This is a genomic window from Macrococcus equi, assembly GCF_047426745.1.
Lineage (GTDB): Bacteria > Bacillota > Bacilli > Staphylococcales > Staphylococcaceae > Macrococcoides > Macrococcoides equi.
The window spans coordinates 794,847-813,508 of record NZ_CP179732.1 but is presented as its reverse complement, the minus strand read 5'-3'; the positions used below and the strand labels follow the sequence as shown (position 1 = coordinate 813,508).

19 protein-coding genes are annotated in these 18,662 nt (G+C 33.7%); 8 read left to right on the top strand and 11 right to left on the bottom strand.

Annotated elements, in window-relative coordinates; all coding sequences use genetic code 11:
* Positions 1-61: 61 nt before the first annotated feature.
* Entirely contained in the window at positions 62-1,390 is a 1,329-nt protein-coding gene (locus ACMGE6_RS04290; RefSeq protein WP_414054571.1) for a sodium-dependent transporter, read from the bottom strand.
* A gap of 187 nt (positions 1,391-1,577) precedes the next feature.
* Between ACMGE6_RS04290 and ACMGE6_RS04285 the strand changes: the two genes are divergently transcribed.
* Together ACMGE6_RS04285 and ACMGE6_RS04280 are read left to right on the top strand one after the other, a co-directional pair.
* A complete protein-coding gene (locus ACMGE6_RS04285; RefSeq protein WP_414054570.1) occupies positions 1,578-2,015 on the top strand; it encodes a MarR family winged helix-turn-helix transcriptional regulator in 438 nt (145 codons plus the stop codon).
* A gap of 15 nt (positions 2,016-2,030) precedes the next feature.
* Entirely contained in the window at positions 2,031-2,768 is a 738-nt protein-coding gene (locus ACMGE6_RS04280; RefSeq protein WP_414054569.1) for an SDR family NAD(P)-dependent oxidoreductase, read from the top strand.
* A gap of 62 nt (positions 2,769-2,830) precedes the next feature.
* Here ACMGE6_RS04280 and ACMGE6_RS04275 read toward each other — a convergent pair whose 3' ends face one another.
* On the bottom strand, positions 2,831-3,583 hold the full coding sequence (locus ACMGE6_RS04275; RefSeq protein WP_414047419.1) for a YibE/F family protein: 753 nt from the start codon (positions 3,581-3,583) through the stop codon (positions 2,831-2,833).
* Positions 3,580-4,644 (bottom strand): YibE/F family protein, encoded by a 1,065-nt coding sequence (locus ACMGE6_RS04270; RefSeq protein ID WP_414054568.1) that lies wholly within the window; start codon positions 4,642-4,644, stop codon positions 3,580-3,582. Before ACMGE6_RS04270 ends, ACMGE6_RS04275 begins: the two co-directional genes overlap by 4 nt.
* 108 nt (positions 4,645-4,752) lie before the next feature.
* On the opposite strand from ACMGE6_RS04270, the gene ACMGE6_RS04265 reads away from it, so the two are divergent.
* Positions 4,753-5,418, top strand: coding sequence for a YjjG family noncanonical pyrimidine nucleotidase (locus ACMGE6_RS04265; RefSeq protein ID WP_414054567.1), 666 nt, complete (start codon positions 4,753-4,755; stop codon positions 5,416-5,418).
* A gap of 78 nt (positions 5,419-5,496) precedes the next feature.
* On the opposite strand, the gene ACMGE6_RS04260 is transcribed toward ACMGE6_RS04265, so the two are convergent.
* Complete coding sequence (locus ACMGE6_RS04260; protein ID WP_414054831.1) at positions 5,497-5,790, bottom strand: winged helix-turn-helix transcriptional regulator; 294 nt, start codon at positions 5,788-5,790, stop codon at positions 5,497-5,499.
* Positions 5,791-5,982: 192 nt separating this feature from the next.
* Here ACMGE6_RS04260 and ACMGE6_RS04255 point away from each other — a divergent pair, with 192 nt between their 5' ends.
* The 4 genes from ACMGE6_RS04255 to ACMGE6_RS04240 all read left to right on the top strand — a co-directional run bounded on the left by ACMGE6_RS04255 (position 5,983) and on the right by ACMGE6_RS04240 (position 8,746).
* A complete protein-coding gene (locus ACMGE6_RS04255; protein ID WP_414054566.1) occupies positions 5,983-6,390 on the top strand; it encodes a DoxX family protein in 408 nt (135 codons plus the stop codon).
* Positions 6,390-7,241, top strand: a complete 852-nt coding sequence (locus tag ACMGE6_RS04250) for a VOC family protein (RefSeq protein WP_414054565.1) — start codon at positions 6,390-6,392, stop codon at positions 7,239-7,241. The genes ACMGE6_RS04255 and ACMGE6_RS04250 overlap by 1 nt, the downstream gene beginning before the upstream one ends.
* Before the next feature lie 215 nt (positions 7,242-7,456).
* On the top strand, positions 7,457-7,927 hold the full coding sequence (locus ACMGE6_RS04245) for a TspO/MBR family protein (protein ID WP_414045314.1): 471 nt from the start codon (positions 7,457-7,459) through the stop codon (positions 7,925-7,927).
* Positions 7,928-8,035: 108 nt separating this feature from the next.
* Complete coding sequence (locus ACMGE6_RS04240) at positions 8,036-8,746, top strand: PepSY domain-containing protein (RefSeq protein WP_414054564.1); 711 nt, start codon at positions 8,036-8,038, stop codon at positions 8,744-8,746.
* A gap of 45 nt (positions 8,747-8,791) precedes the next feature.
* On the opposite strand, the gene ACMGE6_RS04235 is transcribed toward ACMGE6_RS04240, so the two are convergent.
* From ACMGE6_RS04235 to ACMGE6_RS04225, 3 genes are all read right to left on the bottom strand, one after another.
* Positions 8,792-9,493, bottom strand: a complete 702-nt coding sequence (locus tag ACMGE6_RS04235) for a M15 family metallopeptidase (RefSeq protein WP_414054563.1) — start codon at positions 9,491-9,493, stop codon at positions 8,792-8,794.
* A gap of 27 nt (positions 9,494-9,520) precedes the next feature.
* Positions 9,521-10,951 (bottom strand): protein adenylyltransferase SelO, encoded by a 1,431-nt coding sequence (locus ACMGE6_RS04230; protein ID WP_414054562.1) that lies wholly within the window; start codon positions 10,949-10,951, stop codon positions 9,521-9,523.
* 191 nt (positions 10,952-11,142) lie between these two features.
* A complete protein-coding gene (locus ACMGE6_RS04225; RefSeq protein ID WP_414054561.1) occupies positions 11,143-11,514 on the bottom strand; it encodes an MFS transporter permease in 372 nt (123 codons plus the stop codon).
* A gap of 99 nt (positions 11,515-11,613) precedes the next feature.
* On the opposite strand from ACMGE6_RS04225, the gene ACMGE6_RS04220 reads away from it, so the two are divergent.
* Positions 11,614-12,186 (top strand): TetR/AcrR family transcriptional regulator, encoded by a 573-nt coding sequence (locus ACMGE6_RS04220; RefSeq protein WP_414045309.1) that lies wholly within the window; start codon positions 11,614-11,616, stop codon positions 12,184-12,186.
* 44 nt (positions 12,187-12,230) lie between these two features.
* On the opposite strand, the gene ACMGE6_RS04215 is transcribed toward ACMGE6_RS04220, so the two are convergent.
* The 4 genes from ACMGE6_RS04215 to aryK form a co-directional block, all read right to left on the bottom strand.
* The gene (locus ACMGE6_RS04215) at positions 12,231-13,313 is read right to left on the bottom strand and encodes an LPXTG cell wall anchor domain-containing protein (RefSeq protein WP_414054560.1); all 1,083 of its coding nucleotides are present in this window, start codon (positions 13,311-13,313) and stop codon (positions 12,231-12,233) included.
* Positions 13,314-13,589: 276 nt separating this feature from the next.
* The gene (locus ACMGE6_RS04210) at positions 13,590-14,978 is read right to left on the bottom strand and encodes an MFS transporter (protein ID WP_414054559.1); all 1,389 of its coding nucleotides are present in this window, start codon (positions 14,976-14,978) and stop codon (positions 13,590-13,592) included.
* 1 nt (position 14,979) lies between these two features.
* Positions 14,980-16,158 (bottom strand): M20 family metallopeptidase, encoded by a 1,179-nt coding sequence (locus ACMGE6_RS04205; protein WP_414054558.1) that lies wholly within the window; start codon positions 16,156-16,158, stop codon positions 14,980-14,982.
* Positions 16,159-16,295: 137 nt separating this feature from the next.
* Positions 16,296-18,521 (bottom strand): transcriptional regulator AryK, encoded by a 2,226-nt coding sequence (gene aryK, locus ACMGE6_RS04200; protein ID WP_414054557.1) that lies wholly within the window; start codon positions 18,519-18,521, stop codon positions 16,296-16,298.
* Positions 18,522-18,662: the final 141 nt, after the last annotated feature.

The window sequence follows — 18,662 nt, the reverse complement described above, 5'->3', positions numbered from 1 at the left end:
TGTATAATAACGAAAAAATGAACTATCCGGAATTTACGGATAGTTCGTTTTTTCGTTATTTTTATATCAGTTGCGTTATAAACACGATAATAATAATGATCGGCAGGATATATTTTATTAACGTATGCCAAATATTAAACAACGTAGTTTGTTGATTGTTATTCGTAAAGATGTGGATTAGTATTTGTTTGCTCAATACAAATCCACAAAATAACGTTGTAAATAATACACCTAGTGGCATCATAATGTTTGATACTAAAAAGTCCATGTTATCAAATATCGTTCCTGATCCAAATTTAATGTCTTTTAATATGCCAAATGATAATGCTGGTAGAATGCTTGTAATAAAAACAGCTAAGCTCAAGATAAGTGCGTATCTTTTTCGTTTACTTTCATTATTCTTAATTAAATTAGAAAGATTTAATTCTAACAATGAAATAGAAGATGTTAGCGCTGCAAATAGAAACAGTATTAAAAATAACATGTAGAACGCAAAGCCGAATGTCATTTTTTCAAATAGTTTTGGCAGTACTAAAAATAGTAATCCAGGTCCAGATTCGACCTTAATATTTAATGCGCTTGCGGCCGGGAAAATTGCAAGACCTGCAAGAATTGAGATAAGTAAGTTCATGATGACAATCCATAGTGCTGATTGCATAACATTGGTGTCATCTTTAGTATATGAAGCATATGTAATCATGCCTGTTGTTCCAAGAGACAAGGCAAAGAATGATTGCCCCATCGCGTACAGCGTACCTTCTAACGTTATATCTTCAAATCTAGGAATCAAAAAGTATTTTAATCCTTCCATCGAACCTTCTAACAGTAATGCACGCACTACAATGATTAAAAACAATATAAATAGGAGTGGCATAATAATTTTAGAGGCTTTTTCGATACCATTTTGAATGCCGAAAGACACAATCACTTCTGTAAAGAGTATAAATAAAAATGCCCCGAGAATAGAGAGTAAGGGATTAGCAATCATTTGCTGAAAATAATCTAACTGAAGTTCAAATATATTGAAAATAACCCCTAAGTAGTATCCGATGAATATGATAATCCATCCACCGATCACACTATAGAATGCATATAAGATAAATGCTGCAATATTTCCCCAGAGTCCGATTAAGTTCATAAATTTTGAACCGGATAGCTTACCAAATATAGATAGGGAATAAGTTTTTCCTGCATGTCCTATACAGAATTCAACAATCAATAAGGGGAGTCCGATTAACAGAGTGAATAAAATAAATTCAAGAAGAAATGCTCCTCCACCATATTGTCCAGCTATGTAAGGAAACTTCCATATGGCACCAAGTCCGATTGCAGAGCCGGCACTGGCAAGGATAAATCCGAGGGATGAATTCCAATGTTGTTTTTTATGCATAATTACACCCCTTCGCTTTAACGCTGTGAAGTGAAATTATATCAAATGTAAATGATGATTTCAATATCATAGATAAAAAAATACAATATTTGTATATGGAGTATGAAGTAATATACATCAATCATTCATCGTTAAATAGTTTAATATTAAATTATTTAATAGTATAATAAAATAAAAAGGTGAATTTATGAATCAGTCGAATTTTTTTGAATTTATTCATGATGGCAATCAATTGAGCTACAAAATGATGTCGATTTTTTTAAAGCGTTTCAATCATAATGTGAACATTTCCCAGGTAATGTTACTTGAGTATATTAAACGTAACGGTCCTTCTCAGCCATCCACACTTGCGAAAGCGCTAGGTTTTACGTATGGTGCTATTACATCAATGACGAATAAACTAGTGGAAATGGAATATATTAATAGGGTACCGCAAGAAAATGATCGACGTGTCATCTTACTGGATATTACTCAGTCAGGCGTCTCTCTATTAAAAGAAGCAGAGACTATTGGAGAAGAAATACGTAATGAAATATATAGTGTGTTAACCCCAAACGAGTTAATACAGATGAAATTTATACAAGATAAATTAATGAATCATGTTACTTCTATAAACAATATATAAGGGGGAATTATGTATATGGAACGTTTAAAAGATAAAGTGATGATTATTACAGGTGCAGCACAAGGTATGGGGAAAGTTCATGCAGAGTGTGCAATTGATGAAGGTGCTAAAGTCGTTATCACGGATATTAATGAAGAAAAAGGATTACAGGTTGCAGAACAATTAGGAGAGCATGCACTATTTATTCAGCACAATGTCGCAGATGAGGAAGATTGGAAACGTGTTATTAAACAAACGGTAGATCAATGGGGAAGAATTGATGTTTTAGTAAATAATGCGGGTATTACTTATAATAAGAAAATTGATGATGTTTCTTTAGATGATTATATGAAAATTGTAAATATTAATCAGGTTTCTGTATTTTTAGGGATTAAATATGTTTCAGAAATTATGAAAGCTCAAAACTCAGGTGCAATTATTAATGTATCATCTATGAACGGTCTTGTAGGTGGTGCAATTGGATATACTGACACTAAATTTGCTGTAAGAGGTATGACTAAAGCTGCAGCGAGAGAGCTTTCTCCGTTTAATATTACAGTAAACTCAGTTCACCCAGGTGTCATTCATACACCGATGTTAGAGCAACCTGGAGTAAAAGAAGCAGTTGAGAAGTTTAAACAAACAATTCCTGTACGTCGTGTTGCTCAACCGGAGGAAGTTTCTCATATGATTATCTTCCTGGCATCTGATGAGGCAAGATATTCTACGGGTTCAGAGTTTGTTATTGATGGTGGCGTTACTTCAACAGTTTAATGATAGATAAAGAGCCTGGCACTTATAAAAGTGTCAGGCTCTTTAATGGTTAATAAACATATTTATCGTGAACGTTTAATCAGATTCAAATTAATAAACGACGTAATTGGAATCGCAATTGTTACAGCGATACCAGCAGATAATAAGGTCATTAATTCACTAGCTAATACTTTTGAATTGATGATATCTCCAAATGAATAGTTCAGTTTACTGAACCAGATTAGTAGTGTTAAATAACTGCCAAGATAAGCAAAGAATAAGGTATTGATAGTTGTGCCAAGTATGTCTCGTGCTACAGTCATTCCTGAACGGAATAATTGCTTTCTTGAAATATTCGGCTGATTAATATTTATTTCTTCCATTGCAGAGCTCACTGAAATCGTTAGATCAATGATTGCTCCTAATGTGCTGACTAGAATAATAAATAAAGATAGCTGTACAAAGTTAATTCCGATATTTAAATGATAAGTAGCGATTTCATCTCCTTCTTCCATGGCAAAGCCTTGGATATTACTAAAGATAACTGCACAATATACGATGATTAGAGATATTGTAAAAGTTATCGCTGTAGCGAGAATGGTCGACGTACTAACATTAGAGTAGTTATTCATTATCATAATGTTAAAGACCGCTATGATGATGCAAAAGAGTATCGCGAGTAGTATGATGTTGATTTTTAAGATGATTAAAATAATAAATATTCCAAGCAATAAAATGTTCACGAATAAACCGAGAAATGCTTTCATACCTTGTTTACGACCTACACCAATCATTAAAATAAATAAAACGATAGTTAGTAATGTTAATGTACTCATGAAACCTTCTCCTTAGATAACACATATGCTGCTATAAAAATAGTAATGGGTATCGTCAATATAATCCCGATTCCACTTGCTAAAAATCTTGTGATCTCGATAGACCAGTGTAGTTGGAAAGACTGAATAATGGGTGAATAGTTACGTAAGTATAGTACGATCATAGGAATGGCTCCTGTTAAGTAAGCAAAAAGAAGAATGTTACTCATAGGTGCCAAGATATCGTCACTTATATTTCTACCAGCCTTTACAAGTTGTAAAAAAGAACTTTCAAGGTTATTATGCTTAATTTCATAAAGCGAAGATGAAATTGTTATCGTAATGTCCATAATGGCACCTAATGTACCGATGATAATAGAGGCCATAAATATACTTTTAGGTGATACAGTTAAAAAGGTAATCGTTTCGTAACGAATACCTTTACCATCTGTTAGAACAATCGCTAATTGAACCAATAAAGCTGTAGCTAACAGAGAAATAATCGTACTAATAATAGCGATCAATGTCTTTTTGTTTAATCCACTAACAAGTAGTAGAGTCAAAATAGAAGAGATAATCACCATTCCCAATGCTAGAAGAAATAGAGGTATATCAGGATTTTGTTGTTTAATAATTAGAATAGCAATTGAAATCAGTAAGTTAAATATTAAGCTGATAATAGAAGTTATACCTTGATAACCACCTATTATCATCATTAACGTTATGAATATAAATCCATATATCGCGATAATATTATCTCTTTTTGAGCCATCGATAGACTTTAAATTATCTGCTAAAAATACTTTATCACCTTTATGATATTGTTCAGTATAGGCTTTACTTTTAAAAAACTTGTTATGTATTGTGATTGTTTCGCCCTTATGCTTATGATTCGTAACTTGCAACGTTAAAAGTTGATCAATCTCATTATCACCTTCTGAACTTTGAATGGTCTCTTTTACACTCGTCACCTTTGCAATAGTAGATGTGTAATGAGAATCATTAAAAAATGTAAAAATAACTATAGCAAACATAAGTAATGGCAGTATACTTAGTAATAAATATTTTAAATATCCTTTCAAATGGAATCCCTCTCTTATACAGTATAAAGCTCATCATACAATAGTGATAAATAAGTTCACAAGCGTTATAATTCATTTATTAAATATTTAGGGAATGAGGCAGTATTGATGTACAAATATATTTTGATGGATTTAGACAATACGCTACTCGATTTTAATGCGGGTGAGCTTGATGCGTTTAATAAAGTGCTGGAAAGTGAAGATATTGCTTTTACAGATGACATAATGAATCAATATAAAGAAATGAATACAGGGTTGTGGGCGGATTTAGAGTTAGGTAAGATTTCCAGGAAGACGCTGCTTGATACGAGATTTCAATTATTTTTTGATAGTTTAAGTCATCATGTGGATGGTATTGAAAAAGAGAAGATTTTTAGAGAGACCTTAAACAATAGTCATAAGCTTGTAGAGGGAGCTATGGACTTACTGGAGTATTTAAAAGCTAAAGATGTAGTAATTTGTTCAGCTTCTAATGGTGTGTATCATACACAAATGCAGCGTATGCAATTATCGGATATCTATCAATATTTTGATTATCATTTTATTTCAGAGAAAATTGGTTATGAAAAACCAGATAAACGTTTCTTTGAACATTGCTTGGATGTATTAAATATTAAAGATAAAAGTGAAGTATTAATGATTGGTGATACTCCTACTTCCGATATATTAGGAGCACAAAATATTGGTATAGATAGTTGTTACTTTGGAGAAAAAACTACGAATGCGACATTTAATGTTAAAAAACTCTATGAAATTAAGCATATTATAAATTAGTTTTCCCGGGAAATATGTTTTGAAAAATCTTATATACAAAATTAAAGTAGCTGCTCTAGTAGCTACTTTTTATTTTCATTATTTTAGCCATTCCTTGGACCACATTTCTATTTGATCTATGACAGGTGCGAGCGCCTGCCCCTTTGGTGTGAGTTGATATATCACATTCATTGGTGAAACAGAGATTACTTCTTTAATTATAATTTCCTGTTGTTCAAGGTATTTAAGTCTTTCCGATAATACTTTATTACTGATACCAATGGATTGCTGTAGTTCACTAAATCTCTTGTCACACTCTAATAACTGATAGATAATGAGACCATTCCAACGGTGTGATAATAATGCTACAGCTTGTTCGAATTTTGGACACATTTCCACGTAAGCCCTCTCCTTATGCCTTTTATCGTTCATTAAGTTTTGTTTATTATAGCATATTTTAAGATTTTGATATAAAAATTATACTTTGTTCTTGACGCAAATTAGTATATTATTTATACTAAGTTACATTAAGTTACTTGAATAAGCATTTATGAACAAAAATTAAAATTTAGGAGTGAATATATTATGAACAAACATCATTTAGGAACATTATTATTAAGATTAACGGTAGGTATCACATTCTTTCTTCATGGATTAGCTAAATTCCAGGGTGGTATCGAGAACACTGTAGGATTCTTCGATTCAATAGGAATTCCAGGTTTTATGGCTTATGTCATAGCTATCATTGAACTTGTAGGTGGTATCATGATGATTTTAGGATTTAAAACAAAAATCGTTGGTTGGTTATTTGTAGCAATCCTTGCTGTAGCAATCTTTAAAGTTAAACTCGCAGCTGGTTTCATGGGTGACGGTAAATCTGCAGGTTATGAATTTGACGTATTATTACTTGTTGCATCATTATTCTTTGCTTTAGCAAACGATTCAATCTATGCAATTGATCATAAATTTTCAAATAGAAAAGAGAGAGTGTAATGAACTTCCATACAAAACCAACAACATTCGTTTCAAACGTGACAGTGAACGTTACAAATTTAGAACGTAGCAATCAATTTTATACAGAAGTATTAGGATTTAAAATATTAGAAAAAGCGGACGAAACGATTCGTTATACAGCAGATGGTAAAAACAACATCTTAACAATCGTTCAACCAAGCAACGTATTACCGAAAGAAGAACGTCGCGCAGGTTTATATCACTTCGCAATTCTATTGCCAACTGCTAAAGATTTAGCAAACATCGTGATTCAATTACAAGAGAACGGTATTCAAATCGGAGCATCAGATCATTTAGTAAGTGAAGCATTATACATCTTTGATCCAGATGGTAATGAGATTGAAATTTATATCGATAGAAAGCCTGAAGAATGGACTTGGCATGGTGAAGAAGTTGAAATGACAGTTGATCCATTAAACTTTGAACGCTTACTTAAGAACGTAACACCAGGGGAATTCTGGGAAGGTATGCCTCTTGAGACTGTCATGGGCCATATTCATTTACATGTCTCTCACTTAACATATACTGAAAAATTCTATACAGAAGGTTTAGGATTTGATGTTGTAAATCGTTTTGGTGCACAGGCGTTATTCTTATCAGCGAATAAATACCACCATCATATTGGAGTGAACACTTGGAATGGTGTGGGAGCACCGCATTCATCGTCAAATGCAGTTGGGCTTGTTGATTATACATTGATGTATGCAGATGAAGCAGCGGTTCAAGCGGTTGTAAATAATTTAAAACGTATCGATGCAGAAGTTATCGAAACAGGTTCAAATATCATAACGATTGACCCATCTGGTAATCATATTAAGCTTATTTATTAAGTTGTTTAATTAATTAAAATGTTAAAAGTATGCCACATTAGTTTATAACTGTGGCATATTTTTTTATCCTTAATTAATAAATAAAATTATTATAACAAGTCATTATAGAATATGAATTTAGGATACTTGTATAAAGCATCCAACATTCCTATATCTTTTGTTTGTTGGTTATACAATGTGTTTTTTGTAAAATGTTAATAAGGAGGAGTGTTCAAATGACAAATTATAAAAAATATATACGTATGGCTTTACCGCTTGCAGGAGGATTGATTGTAGGAAGATTAACTGCTAAAGCTCAGGAAGATTATAAGGAATTTAAACAACCACCGTTTTCTCCACCAGCAGCCGCATTTCCTATAGTATGGCCAATTCTATACACATCGATGGGTGTTGCTTATCATCTCGCAACTAAAAGTAGTAAAGATCAATCTTTAACTAAAGCACATTATACTCAACTTGCACTGAATTATGCATGGTCATTATTATATTTTAATTTAAAACTAAGAGGCACTGCATTAATCGAGAGTTATTGTTTACTAGCAGCAGCTATAATTACTGCACAAAAGTTTTATCGAGTGAATAAAGTCTCAGGTTTCATGTTGATTCCTTATGTATGCTGGTTAAGTTATGCGAGCTACCTGAACGGGGGTAGCTGGATATTAAATAAAGAGGATGAGGACTACTAAAGACTATGATTTTTAGTTAATCCATGTGAATGACTCTAATAAATTTATATGTTTTTTGTCTATCAATTAGGGAAAAATATAATTAGATAGAAAAAGGAGGAATTTAACATGAAATTTAAAATTATAGGACTCATATTAAGTTCAACACTTGCCCTTGCTGCATGTAATAATGACGCTAAGGATATTGAAAAAGCGCCGAAAGATGAAACAAAAACAGAACAACAATCTGAAAAAACAGATACAAAAGCAACGGATACAAACGATAAAAATGATAATGCAGATAAAGATAACGCTGCAAAAGATGAATCGAAAGATGACAATCAAACAGATGTGGATAATAAAGATGAAGCATCTGAAGCGGATGATGATAATGATAAAAATGATGCATCAATCAGTATAGATGATATTAAGACGATGCCTCAGGATGCCATCGACACAGCGAAAACTAAAATCGATGGTAAGTTAGAAAGTATTTCTTTTGATCATGATAATGAGAAATGGGTATATGCAATTTCGTTAATTGATACAGATCAGAAGACACACGAAATAAAAGTGGATGCGAAAGAGAACAAAATTATTTCTTCTAAAATAGAGAACGATAACGATAATGTGAAAACATTTGATTACGGAAAATTTGTTCCAGTAGATAAAATTATTAAGACAGCACAAAAGGTATATGACGGAGATATTAAAGAATGGTCATTAGATCATGATGATGGTAAATTCAAATATAACCTTGAGCTTAAAGGTAAAGATGGTAAAACTAAAGAGTTTGAAATCGATGCAAAAGATATGAAAATTTTATCTCAGGATGCATAATTTAAAAAATCGCAATTCAGATACTCTGAATTGCGATTTTTTGTGTTAATACTTACAAATAACACCACGAACAGTATGCTTACCAGAAGATAGTTTCTTCCTACCTTGTATACCAAAGTATTCTTCAAGTGTAACGTTATTTTGTTTAATACGTGCGGCATGTGTACGACCAACATATCTGATATGCCAAGGTTCATACATAAATCCTGTAATATGCTCTTTGCCTTTCAAATAGCGCACAATAAAACCATATTTATGAGCATTCTTCTGAAGATATTTTGAAGCAGGTGTATATTCAAACGCAGTCGTTAATGTCCCGTAATTCGTACCATCTTTAATATCCATCGCAAGTCCTAACTGATGCTCACTTGTACCAGGCTTTGCAGAGATACGATTTGCATATGCAGAACCATATGTATTGATATAATTATTATATAAATAGTTTTGAGTCGCATAAGAACGGAAGCCATATGCACCTTGCTGACCGACGATATCTAAAGTAATCCCTTGCGTTTTAGCATTAGCTTTCATTTTGTTATACCACTTAATCATTGTTTTATTAGCGCCTGGATTATAGTTTCTGGACATACTATATTGCTTATTGGCTAATGGAATCCCGTTAATTTTTGTAACTGCTTGATGACTTACATTAATCTTGCAGGCTTTATTAATTGTAGCTGCGTGAGACGTATGTGCTGGTAATAATGTCGTAGTCATTAATAATGCTGTCGTTATTTGTTTATACATTCTATTCTCCTTTAAGATGTAATAAAGTTATGTGCCGCAAAATGTCTGATATACTCTAGCGCTCGGTGGAGCAGGCTTCAAATATCGCGCTTCATGATAATCGTTGAATGGATCAGATATAGCAGCCAGCAATTGATGGAGCTTCGTGTAATCCTGAGCTATAGTAGCATCCTCTAAAGCTTCTTCAACAAGATGATTTCTTGGGATGACAGCTGGATTAACAGACTGCATCAATTGATACGCGTCCTGTTCATCTTTCGTGATAAGCTCTTCCCAACGATTATACCATGATTGAATATCTTCATTCTTAAAGATATCTAATTGAGTAAACTGTTGAGTAGCAAGACTTCTGAAAGTACTAGTGAAATCCAATTCATATTTTTCAAATAACACGAGTAAATCAATTACGAGCTGGAAATCCTCTTTTGAAATATTTTCAATCCCGATTTTCTGACCGAAAATCTTCATATAATTTCTGACATATGAATCCTGATAAGTATTAAGAGCGGTTTCTGCATGTTGAATAGCGACATTTTCATCCTCATGGATTAATGGAATCAATGTCTCAGCAAATCGTGTTAAATTCCACAAAGCAATGCTTGGCTGGTTATGGTAAGCGTATCTACCATATTGGTCGATAGAACTAAATACAGTAGCAGGATGATAATTATCCATAAATGCACATGGACCATAATCAATCGTTTCACCACTAATTGTCATATTATCGGTATTCATGACACCATGAATAAATCCGATAGATTGCCACTGTGCGATAAGTAAAGCTTGTTTTTCAATCACTTTACTAAGTAATGATAAATAAGGATTATCATTACCTATAATCTCAGGATAATGACGTTCAATGGCATAATCAGCTAACCGTTTTATATTTTGTGCATCCTCTGTACGGACCGCATATTCAAACGTACCCACACGTAAATTACTCTTTGCGATACGAACTAATACTGCACCAGGAAGTGATGTTTCACGGTAAACATTCTCACCAGTAAGGGAAACAGCAAGACTTCTAGTTGTTGGGACATTAAGGTGATGCATTGCTTCACTAATAATATATTCTCTAAGCATAGGTCCAATAGCAGCATGACCATCTCCGGAACGAGAGAATAAAGTACGACCCGAACCTTTTAGTTGAATATCGACACGCTGATTATCCTCGATTACATGCTCACCAAGAACATGCGCACGTCCATCGCCAAGCATAGTGAAATGACCAAACTGATGACCAGCATATGCATGTGCACATGGCTTACTACCAGGAAGGATCTCTTTACCGGTTAAATATTCAGGATGATATTGAAGATCAGCATCAATATTCAGCTCGCAAGCTAACACATCATTGAAAATAACAACCTCAGGTGCATCGAACGTATCAGGCTTACATAATTCATAAAAATCTTCTGATAGACTGAGGAATGAATTATCGAAATTAAATTTAAACATAATGACCTCCAGATAGAACATGTTTAAATTTATCTTAACATTAGAAGAGATAATAACATCCTTGTTTGCTTAAGAGAGATATAAGATATTATAAAAGAGTAGCACTCATTATCCAGTGCTACTCTTTTTAAAGTTATTTTAATCATAATGTTTAAATATAGATATTTCTCGGGAAATGTACTTTAAAGATATTATACCTCAGTACTAAGCTGGCGTTTAAAGCGTGTTACTAATAATGTCGTAATGACCATGCTGCTGACAAGCATTGTGATACAGTAAATGAGATAATTAGGTTGGATTGTCATTAAGACGTTTGTTCTAAACCAACTTTGTATAGGTAGTCCGATACTAAGTAAGACTGCAAAGAAGATGAGCTTCACACCAATGTGTTTACCTTTCATTTTCTTAATAGAGTTGTTAACAAATAAACGTAAGAAAGCTAAACCAAATCCAACTGCTAAAAAGGTAAGCATTAATAATTGTGCAGGGTGATTTGTAACAAGTGCATAGCCTAATACAGCTATAGTAATTATAGTAAATAGTATAAGTGAGAATTTTCGCATGATATGTGACTCCTTCAAAATTAAGTTATAACAATAACTATAGGGGGATGCCACGTTTTAAGCAATGCACAAAAAATATAAGAATGTTGGATGGTGTATATGGATACATATGAACAGATGAATAGAGAAACGCGAGGTAATATTGAATCAGGATTTATAAATATTTTAAAAGAGAAGTCATTTCGTAAGACGACGATTCAGGATATTTCAAATGCTGCACAAGTAAACAGAAGTACATTTTATCATCATTATCTTGATAAATATGATTTATGCGAACAAATGATTAAAGAGATGTTATTAGAGCTTGAAACGTTACTTAATAATATAGATCATCATGAATTGATCACACAAATGGATGATGATTCTAAAGTTTACTGTTATACTATTTTTCATTTTATAGAGGAGCATCAGGATACATTTAAAGTGTTGGTGGATGCTGATTTACCATTTAATTTTTTACGTCATTTAAAAAAGTTACTGATGCAACAATTTAATCAGACGAGCATTAAGTTATTCGAATCATCCGGTATTCCCGAGACATATATTGCAAATTTTGCTGCCTCTGCATTACTTGGCCTTGTTGAAGCCTGGATGGATGAAGATTTTAAAGATTCATCTGAAACAGTCACGCAGTATTTTTTAGACATTATTCAAACGATAAGAACGATATAAAAAATGCCATTCATCTGAACGGCATTTTTTTCATGTTTTGCGTATTATTTTTTATTCTTGCGAGCACGTACTAGAATGAGTAAGCCAATGATTAAGATGAAGAATCCCGCAACATATAACGGCTTATTTTGTCGTTCACCTGAATCAGGTAATGGTGATGTTGCTTTATTAGTAGAAGCTGGTGTAGTATGGCTCACTGGTTGTGTTTTGGCATCTTCATTGAATGCATTTGCGAAGCTACCACCGATATCTAAGTCATTATTTCGTGCACTTAATCTATCATTAATGCGTTCTAGTTTGTCAGCTTTTTCTTTTAGATCTTTATTTAAGACATCAAGGATTTTAGTATTGAAATCTTTATTAGACAATTTATTGTGGTTACGTAAATTACGAAGTTGTTCAATTAAACGATTATTTTCGTTTGATAGTTGCGACAAGTCAAATCCACGCTTTAATAAATCATCAAAGTTAAAGTGATTGTGATTTAATTTTAGATAGTCCTGAAGCTTACTATTCATCATTTCGATTATTTTTTGTTCATATTTTAAGTGAGAGATTGCCTGGTTCTGCAATTGTGTTGATAAACTATCTAATAATTGCTTATCCTTGTTGTTCAGCCAAGTATCTTTTAATTTGATATTGTCTAGCTGATTGCTGTTAATTAAAAAGCCGTCTTTTGTCTTTATAATATTATCCAGCTTTTGCTCGATATTATTTAATTTTTGACGCGTCTTTTCATCGATATCGGGTTTAACGTTGTGATTAATATTAATGTTGATATCATTATTTCGCTGCTCTAAATCTTTTTTAAGTTCTTGTGTACGCTGTTCGAGGGTTTTTTGATGTTCTTCGATTTTTTGATGATTATCTTCAAGCGTATTACGTACAGTTGCCGCTTCTTCTTTTATACGTGAAAAGTTCTGGCTGTCTTGTTTGATATCTGATCTTACAGATTCTATAGATTGCTTTACTTCTTGTTTACGATTCTGTATGTCTGTTTGTATTTGATTAGCATCTTGCTGTAACTTTTGTGAGAGTTCGCTCGCTTGCACACCGTTCACAGGTAAAATGATTGACAGCGTAGTCAGGGCAGAGGCAATATAACAAAGCTTCATTAATTTTTTCATATATGCATCTCCTAATATATTGATATAGTAATTTTTATTAAATAATTGTAACACAATTACTGTATTTTTTAACTTTTTTCTTCTGGTTTCATCTGTTTTATTCCGATGAAAGAGTACATTTATTATAAATGAAAAGGATTTAGGAGATGATTATATATGATATTAATGATTTGTTAGATTTTAGATATTATTATATTGAAATAAATAAACGTCAAAGTGAGTTTAGTATTTACACTTTGACGTTTATTATTTTTTACTTTAATTTATTGAAATTATTTATTTAACTTTGCGAGGATCATCATTTGGTACAGAATACATAATTGCGATTAACGCGATAACACCCATCGCAACGTTGACGAATAATGCAATCATTGCACCTTGATAAACACCCATTGAAGCTACGGCTACTCCGTAAACAGCACCACTGATTGCGACACCGAATGCTCCGCCTAGTGAAGATGCCATTTTATAAATACCTGATGCAACACCGACTTTATCTTCAGGTGCATTTGAGATGGCTGTATCTGTAGAAGGTGTAGCATATAAACCTAAACCTAAACCGAAGCATAAGTATCCGATGACACAGCTGATGATATAGATTTTTTCAGGTAAGAATGTTAATGAGATTAAGGCAACCCCGATAATTACGATAAGTGTTCCAAGTAACATCGGTTTTTTAGCACCCATTTTTTGAAGAATCTTTTCACCAACACGAATCATAAGTAATACCATCACTAAATAAGTGATTGATAAGTATCCTGCTTGTAATGAAGTATATCCTAATCCTTGTTGCACGAATGTGTTTGCTACGATTAGTGTTCCGGCAACACCGTTTAGCAAGAAGTTAGAGATAGTTGCGCCAGTGTATGGTTTGTTGCTGAATAATTTAAAGTCGATTAATGGGTTGTTCACTGAACGTTCTACTTTTAAGAATAAAATGAATGATACGATTACTAATGCAACAAGTCCTAAGAACGCAGGTGAAGTATAACCTAATGTTGCGCCTTTAGTGATAACAACGTTTAAGCTAAGTAACATGACTACTAAAATGATTAAGCCTTTACCATCAAATTTAGATGTGTTTGTTACTTCTGATTTTGATTCTGGAGTACCTTTGATTAAAAGCATTGCAAGGATTGCTACGATAATTGAGATGATGAAAATCCATCTCCAGCCAAATGCTGTGGCAACAGCACCGCCAAATAGTGAACATACACCGCTTCCGCCCCAAGATCCAATTGACCAGTAACTTAAGGCACGTTGTCTTTCAGCACCTTCATAGTAAGCTTTCATGATTGCTAGTGTTGAAGGCATAATACATGCTGCTGAGAAACCTTGTATGACACGCCCTAAGATTAATAGTGCAGGGAAGTTGGTTGCAATGATTAACGCTGAACCAACGATGCTTAATACAAGACCTATGTTTGTCATTTTAACGCGTCCGATTTTATCGGCTAAGCCACCAGCACCAACCACGAACATACCAGAGAATAAAGCAGTGATTGATACGGCGATACTAATAGTTCCCATATCCGCATTAAAACTTTTTTGTAATGGTGGTACAACGTTGACAAGTGATTGTGCAAATAACCAGAATGTAATAACACCAAGGACAATACCAAGTATCAGTTTATTACCGCCTTTATAATTTTGAGATGTTTCCATGTTATTCTTCCCCTTTCAAGTAGTCTAGCACGACTGTTCCTACTGCTTTTGCTGATATTAATAATGATTTTTCACTAATATTAAATTTTGGATGGTGATGTGGGAATACTTCACCGTCTTCAGGCATCGCACCTGTATAGATGAAAGCACTTGGTCTTTCTTTAGCATAGTATGCAAAGTCTTCAGAAGGTGGTTGTGCGTCACATGTTTCGATTTCAAAGTCTAAATCTGCATTTTTTAAAGTGTCAGCAACATAGTTCGTAAAGTCAGGATCGTTATAAAGTGCCGGATAATCATCGTTGTATTCCAGGTCACACGTCACACCAAACATTGCTTCTAATCCTTTGGTAATGCGTTTGATTTCTTTTTCGATAGTATTTTTTGTAGCATCTGTTAAGCCGCGTACGTCACCTTCAATAACAACACTGTCTTTAATGACGTTAAACTGTCCTTTGCCATCGAATGATCCGATGGTCACAACACCTGTCTCAAATGGATTTAATCGTCTTGAAACGACTGTTTGGACTGCAGTAACAAATGTGCTACCAGCAACAATTGCATCATTAGCCATATGAGGTGATGAACCATGTCCACCTTTACCGTGCACTGTTAATTTAAAGAATGCGCGTCCTGTCTGAACAAATCCTGGTCTGTAATAGACTTTGCCTGTTTCCATTGTGCTCATAACATGTACGCCTAATACATTGTCAACACCTTCAAGTACGCCGTCTTCAATCATGCCTTTCGCACCACCTGGTGGTACTTCTTCTGCTGGTTGATGAATGACTACAACTTTACCTGTAAAGCTATCTTTCATTTCTGCAAGTGTTTCAGCAAGGACTAACATGTAAGCTGTATGTGCATCGTGTCCACATGCATGCATCACGCCTTTATTTTGAGATGCATATGTTAAACCAGTAGCTTCTTCAATTGGTAACGCATCAAAGTCAGCTCGAATCGCTAATGTTTTACCTGGTTTGTGTGAATCGATGGTTACTTTTATACCGCGTTCTCCAATATTTGTTTCTACTTGCACATCTTTGTCTTTGTAAAAGTCTGCGATATATTGTGCTGTTTTCTCTTCCTGAAATGATAATTCTGGATGTTGATGTAAGTAACGTCTGATTTCAATCATTTTCTCTTCTTTGTTTGTTAAAGTTTCGATTAATTGTTTATTCATGTTCTTCATCTCCTTGTCTTTATTGTAGGACAAGATAGGAGGATTTTATTTTCCTTATATGTTCTTTTTGTTAGCAATTGACGTTATTTTAGTGAGTAAAAATATAATAGGACAAAAATAGATAAACTATTTTTGTCCTATTCGATATATCGTTTTATATCTATTAAATGTATAGCGTTTGTTAACAGGTTAAGATTATAAACGAGTGTGTCTTGTACCGTCTGATCGCTAACGCGTAGTTTAGGATATGACACACGATTAATATATTCTATTGATTCAGCATCTATACCGCTTTGAGTGTTATATGACTGCCAGACTTGATAGAGTGCACCATGCTCTTTATCAAGTGTATAGTGCTTGATTCGATATGTTCCTGGTATGACATCATGCACATTCAATGTTACTTCTTTGTTTTCGAGAAATGGCAATGTCGTATTAAGGGTGAGATAGGGATTGAAGTGTTCAGCATCGTATACAATGATCTGAAAATGATGCGGATTGCCAACGACAATACAATTCTGTGTATTAAACATGACGTTTGATAAGAGTTTTCTGAAAAGGTGACTTGTAAAGTAGGCCGGTCGCTTACCGTTGTATTGATGAAATAGTTCTATACTATTCATATACTCCTTTTCAGTTGCTGCATGCTGCATATGCAGATCATAATTTAGCCAGTAGCCAATTGTGCCAATCATCTTGTTCAGCTGTAAAAACTGTTCGAATATAATGCCGCCCCTAAAATATTCGCCATTCGTTAAATGGGTATCGCCAGTTAAAGTATTCCAGTTGAGTAGAAGGAGTGGCTTGTTGATATGATTTGAATGTAAGAACTGTAGTACTTTTTCTGTTTTATCTACAATATGATGTTTCGCATGTTCAAATACACCGTCATCTGTCGTTTCAAAATTAATAATATCATTTTGGTTCGCGTTAAATACGACTTGTTCAATATATTGATCATAATGAATGATCTTAATCGCATCGCCAGGAGCTTCCGTATCTACATGAATCAATACTTTGATATTAGGTAGGTATTTGGTTACTAATTCTATAATGCGTTTATAATATTCGAAGTTTAAATACTTAATATACAGTTTGATATCAATATCTTTCTCCGCATCCATACGCATCGTAACGTGTTTAAAGAACTCCGCTAATTGTGACATATAGGATGCTTCATTCATCACTGGATGGATTGTAATAATTAATCCTAATTGGTGTTTATTCAGGAAATCAAGTGCGGCATCAATCTTATTAAATCTTTGAAAATTTGCGATGCGTTCATCTGTTTTTACTTCCTCTGATATTAAGTGAGGGCTTTCGATAGGGTCTCTTACTAATACATGCGTCATACCGATCTCATGATTACAGGTAATGAGTTGCTGCTGGACTTGTTCGATGAGTAATGCATCCATGTCACCGATTTGTATGACGTGATGATACTGTTGAATAGTTTCTTCTTCTTCAGAAAACGTAATATCAATATTACGACCGATTTCAGGTGTTTGCATCAGCTGAAGATTATCATTAATCACATAAGGCGAGAGGCGGATGATAAGTTCACGCTCTGAAATCTTAAGCTCTTCTGTATTGGAGACTTGTTTTTGGTGCTGTTTGCGATATTCACTTGGAGACATTCCTATCACTTTTTTGAACGTTCTAGATAATAGAGCAGAACTTGTAAAGCCATTTTGCAAAGCAATTTCGATCATTGTGTCGTCTGAGTGGATTAAATCCAGCATGACGTGTTCCAGGCGGATATCGTTTACGTATTGATTAAATCCGGTGTTCATCTTTCGGGTGAATAATTTGGATAAATACGCTGGTGATAGATGAACGTAATCGGCCATGTCCTGTAAAGTGATTGGTTGGTCATAATGTGTTTCGATGAAGCGGCATACACGTTCGAGACGTGTATCATTATCACGATGAGTATTTTTCTCCTGGTGACGTAATGGTACATTTTTCATAAGCAGCATAAGCAGAGCCATTGTTTGCTGCTCGATGAATAATTTATAATATTTACTTTTACGCAGATAGACGATGCCTATTTTAGCTAACGCATTTTTGATCATTGGTAGTATATTATGTTTTGATTGAAGGTTGAACGCAGTTTCATCATCAATGACCTGATCCAATAACTGTTGATGGATGTTGAACTGCATATAGTAACCATTATAATTACTGAGTACTAACGTATCACCGTGATTTAACAATAAAACATCGCCAGCATATAAGTTATGAAGCTCTTTATTTACACTACATTCTAATTGACCGCTTAACACAAAAAGGAAAGAGAGGCCCTTTACTTTATGGACAGTATTTTCTGATTGCTGATTAAATAATATTTGATAGTGTTTCATATCATCACTCATTCTTTTTTAGATTATTATAACAAAATGTGTTTATCATATCTGGAAGTAATCATTGATGATTATAATATGGTTTGCATAAAAATATCTCATTATTTAGTCAACGCATAAAAGGTTTTAAAATTTATTTTG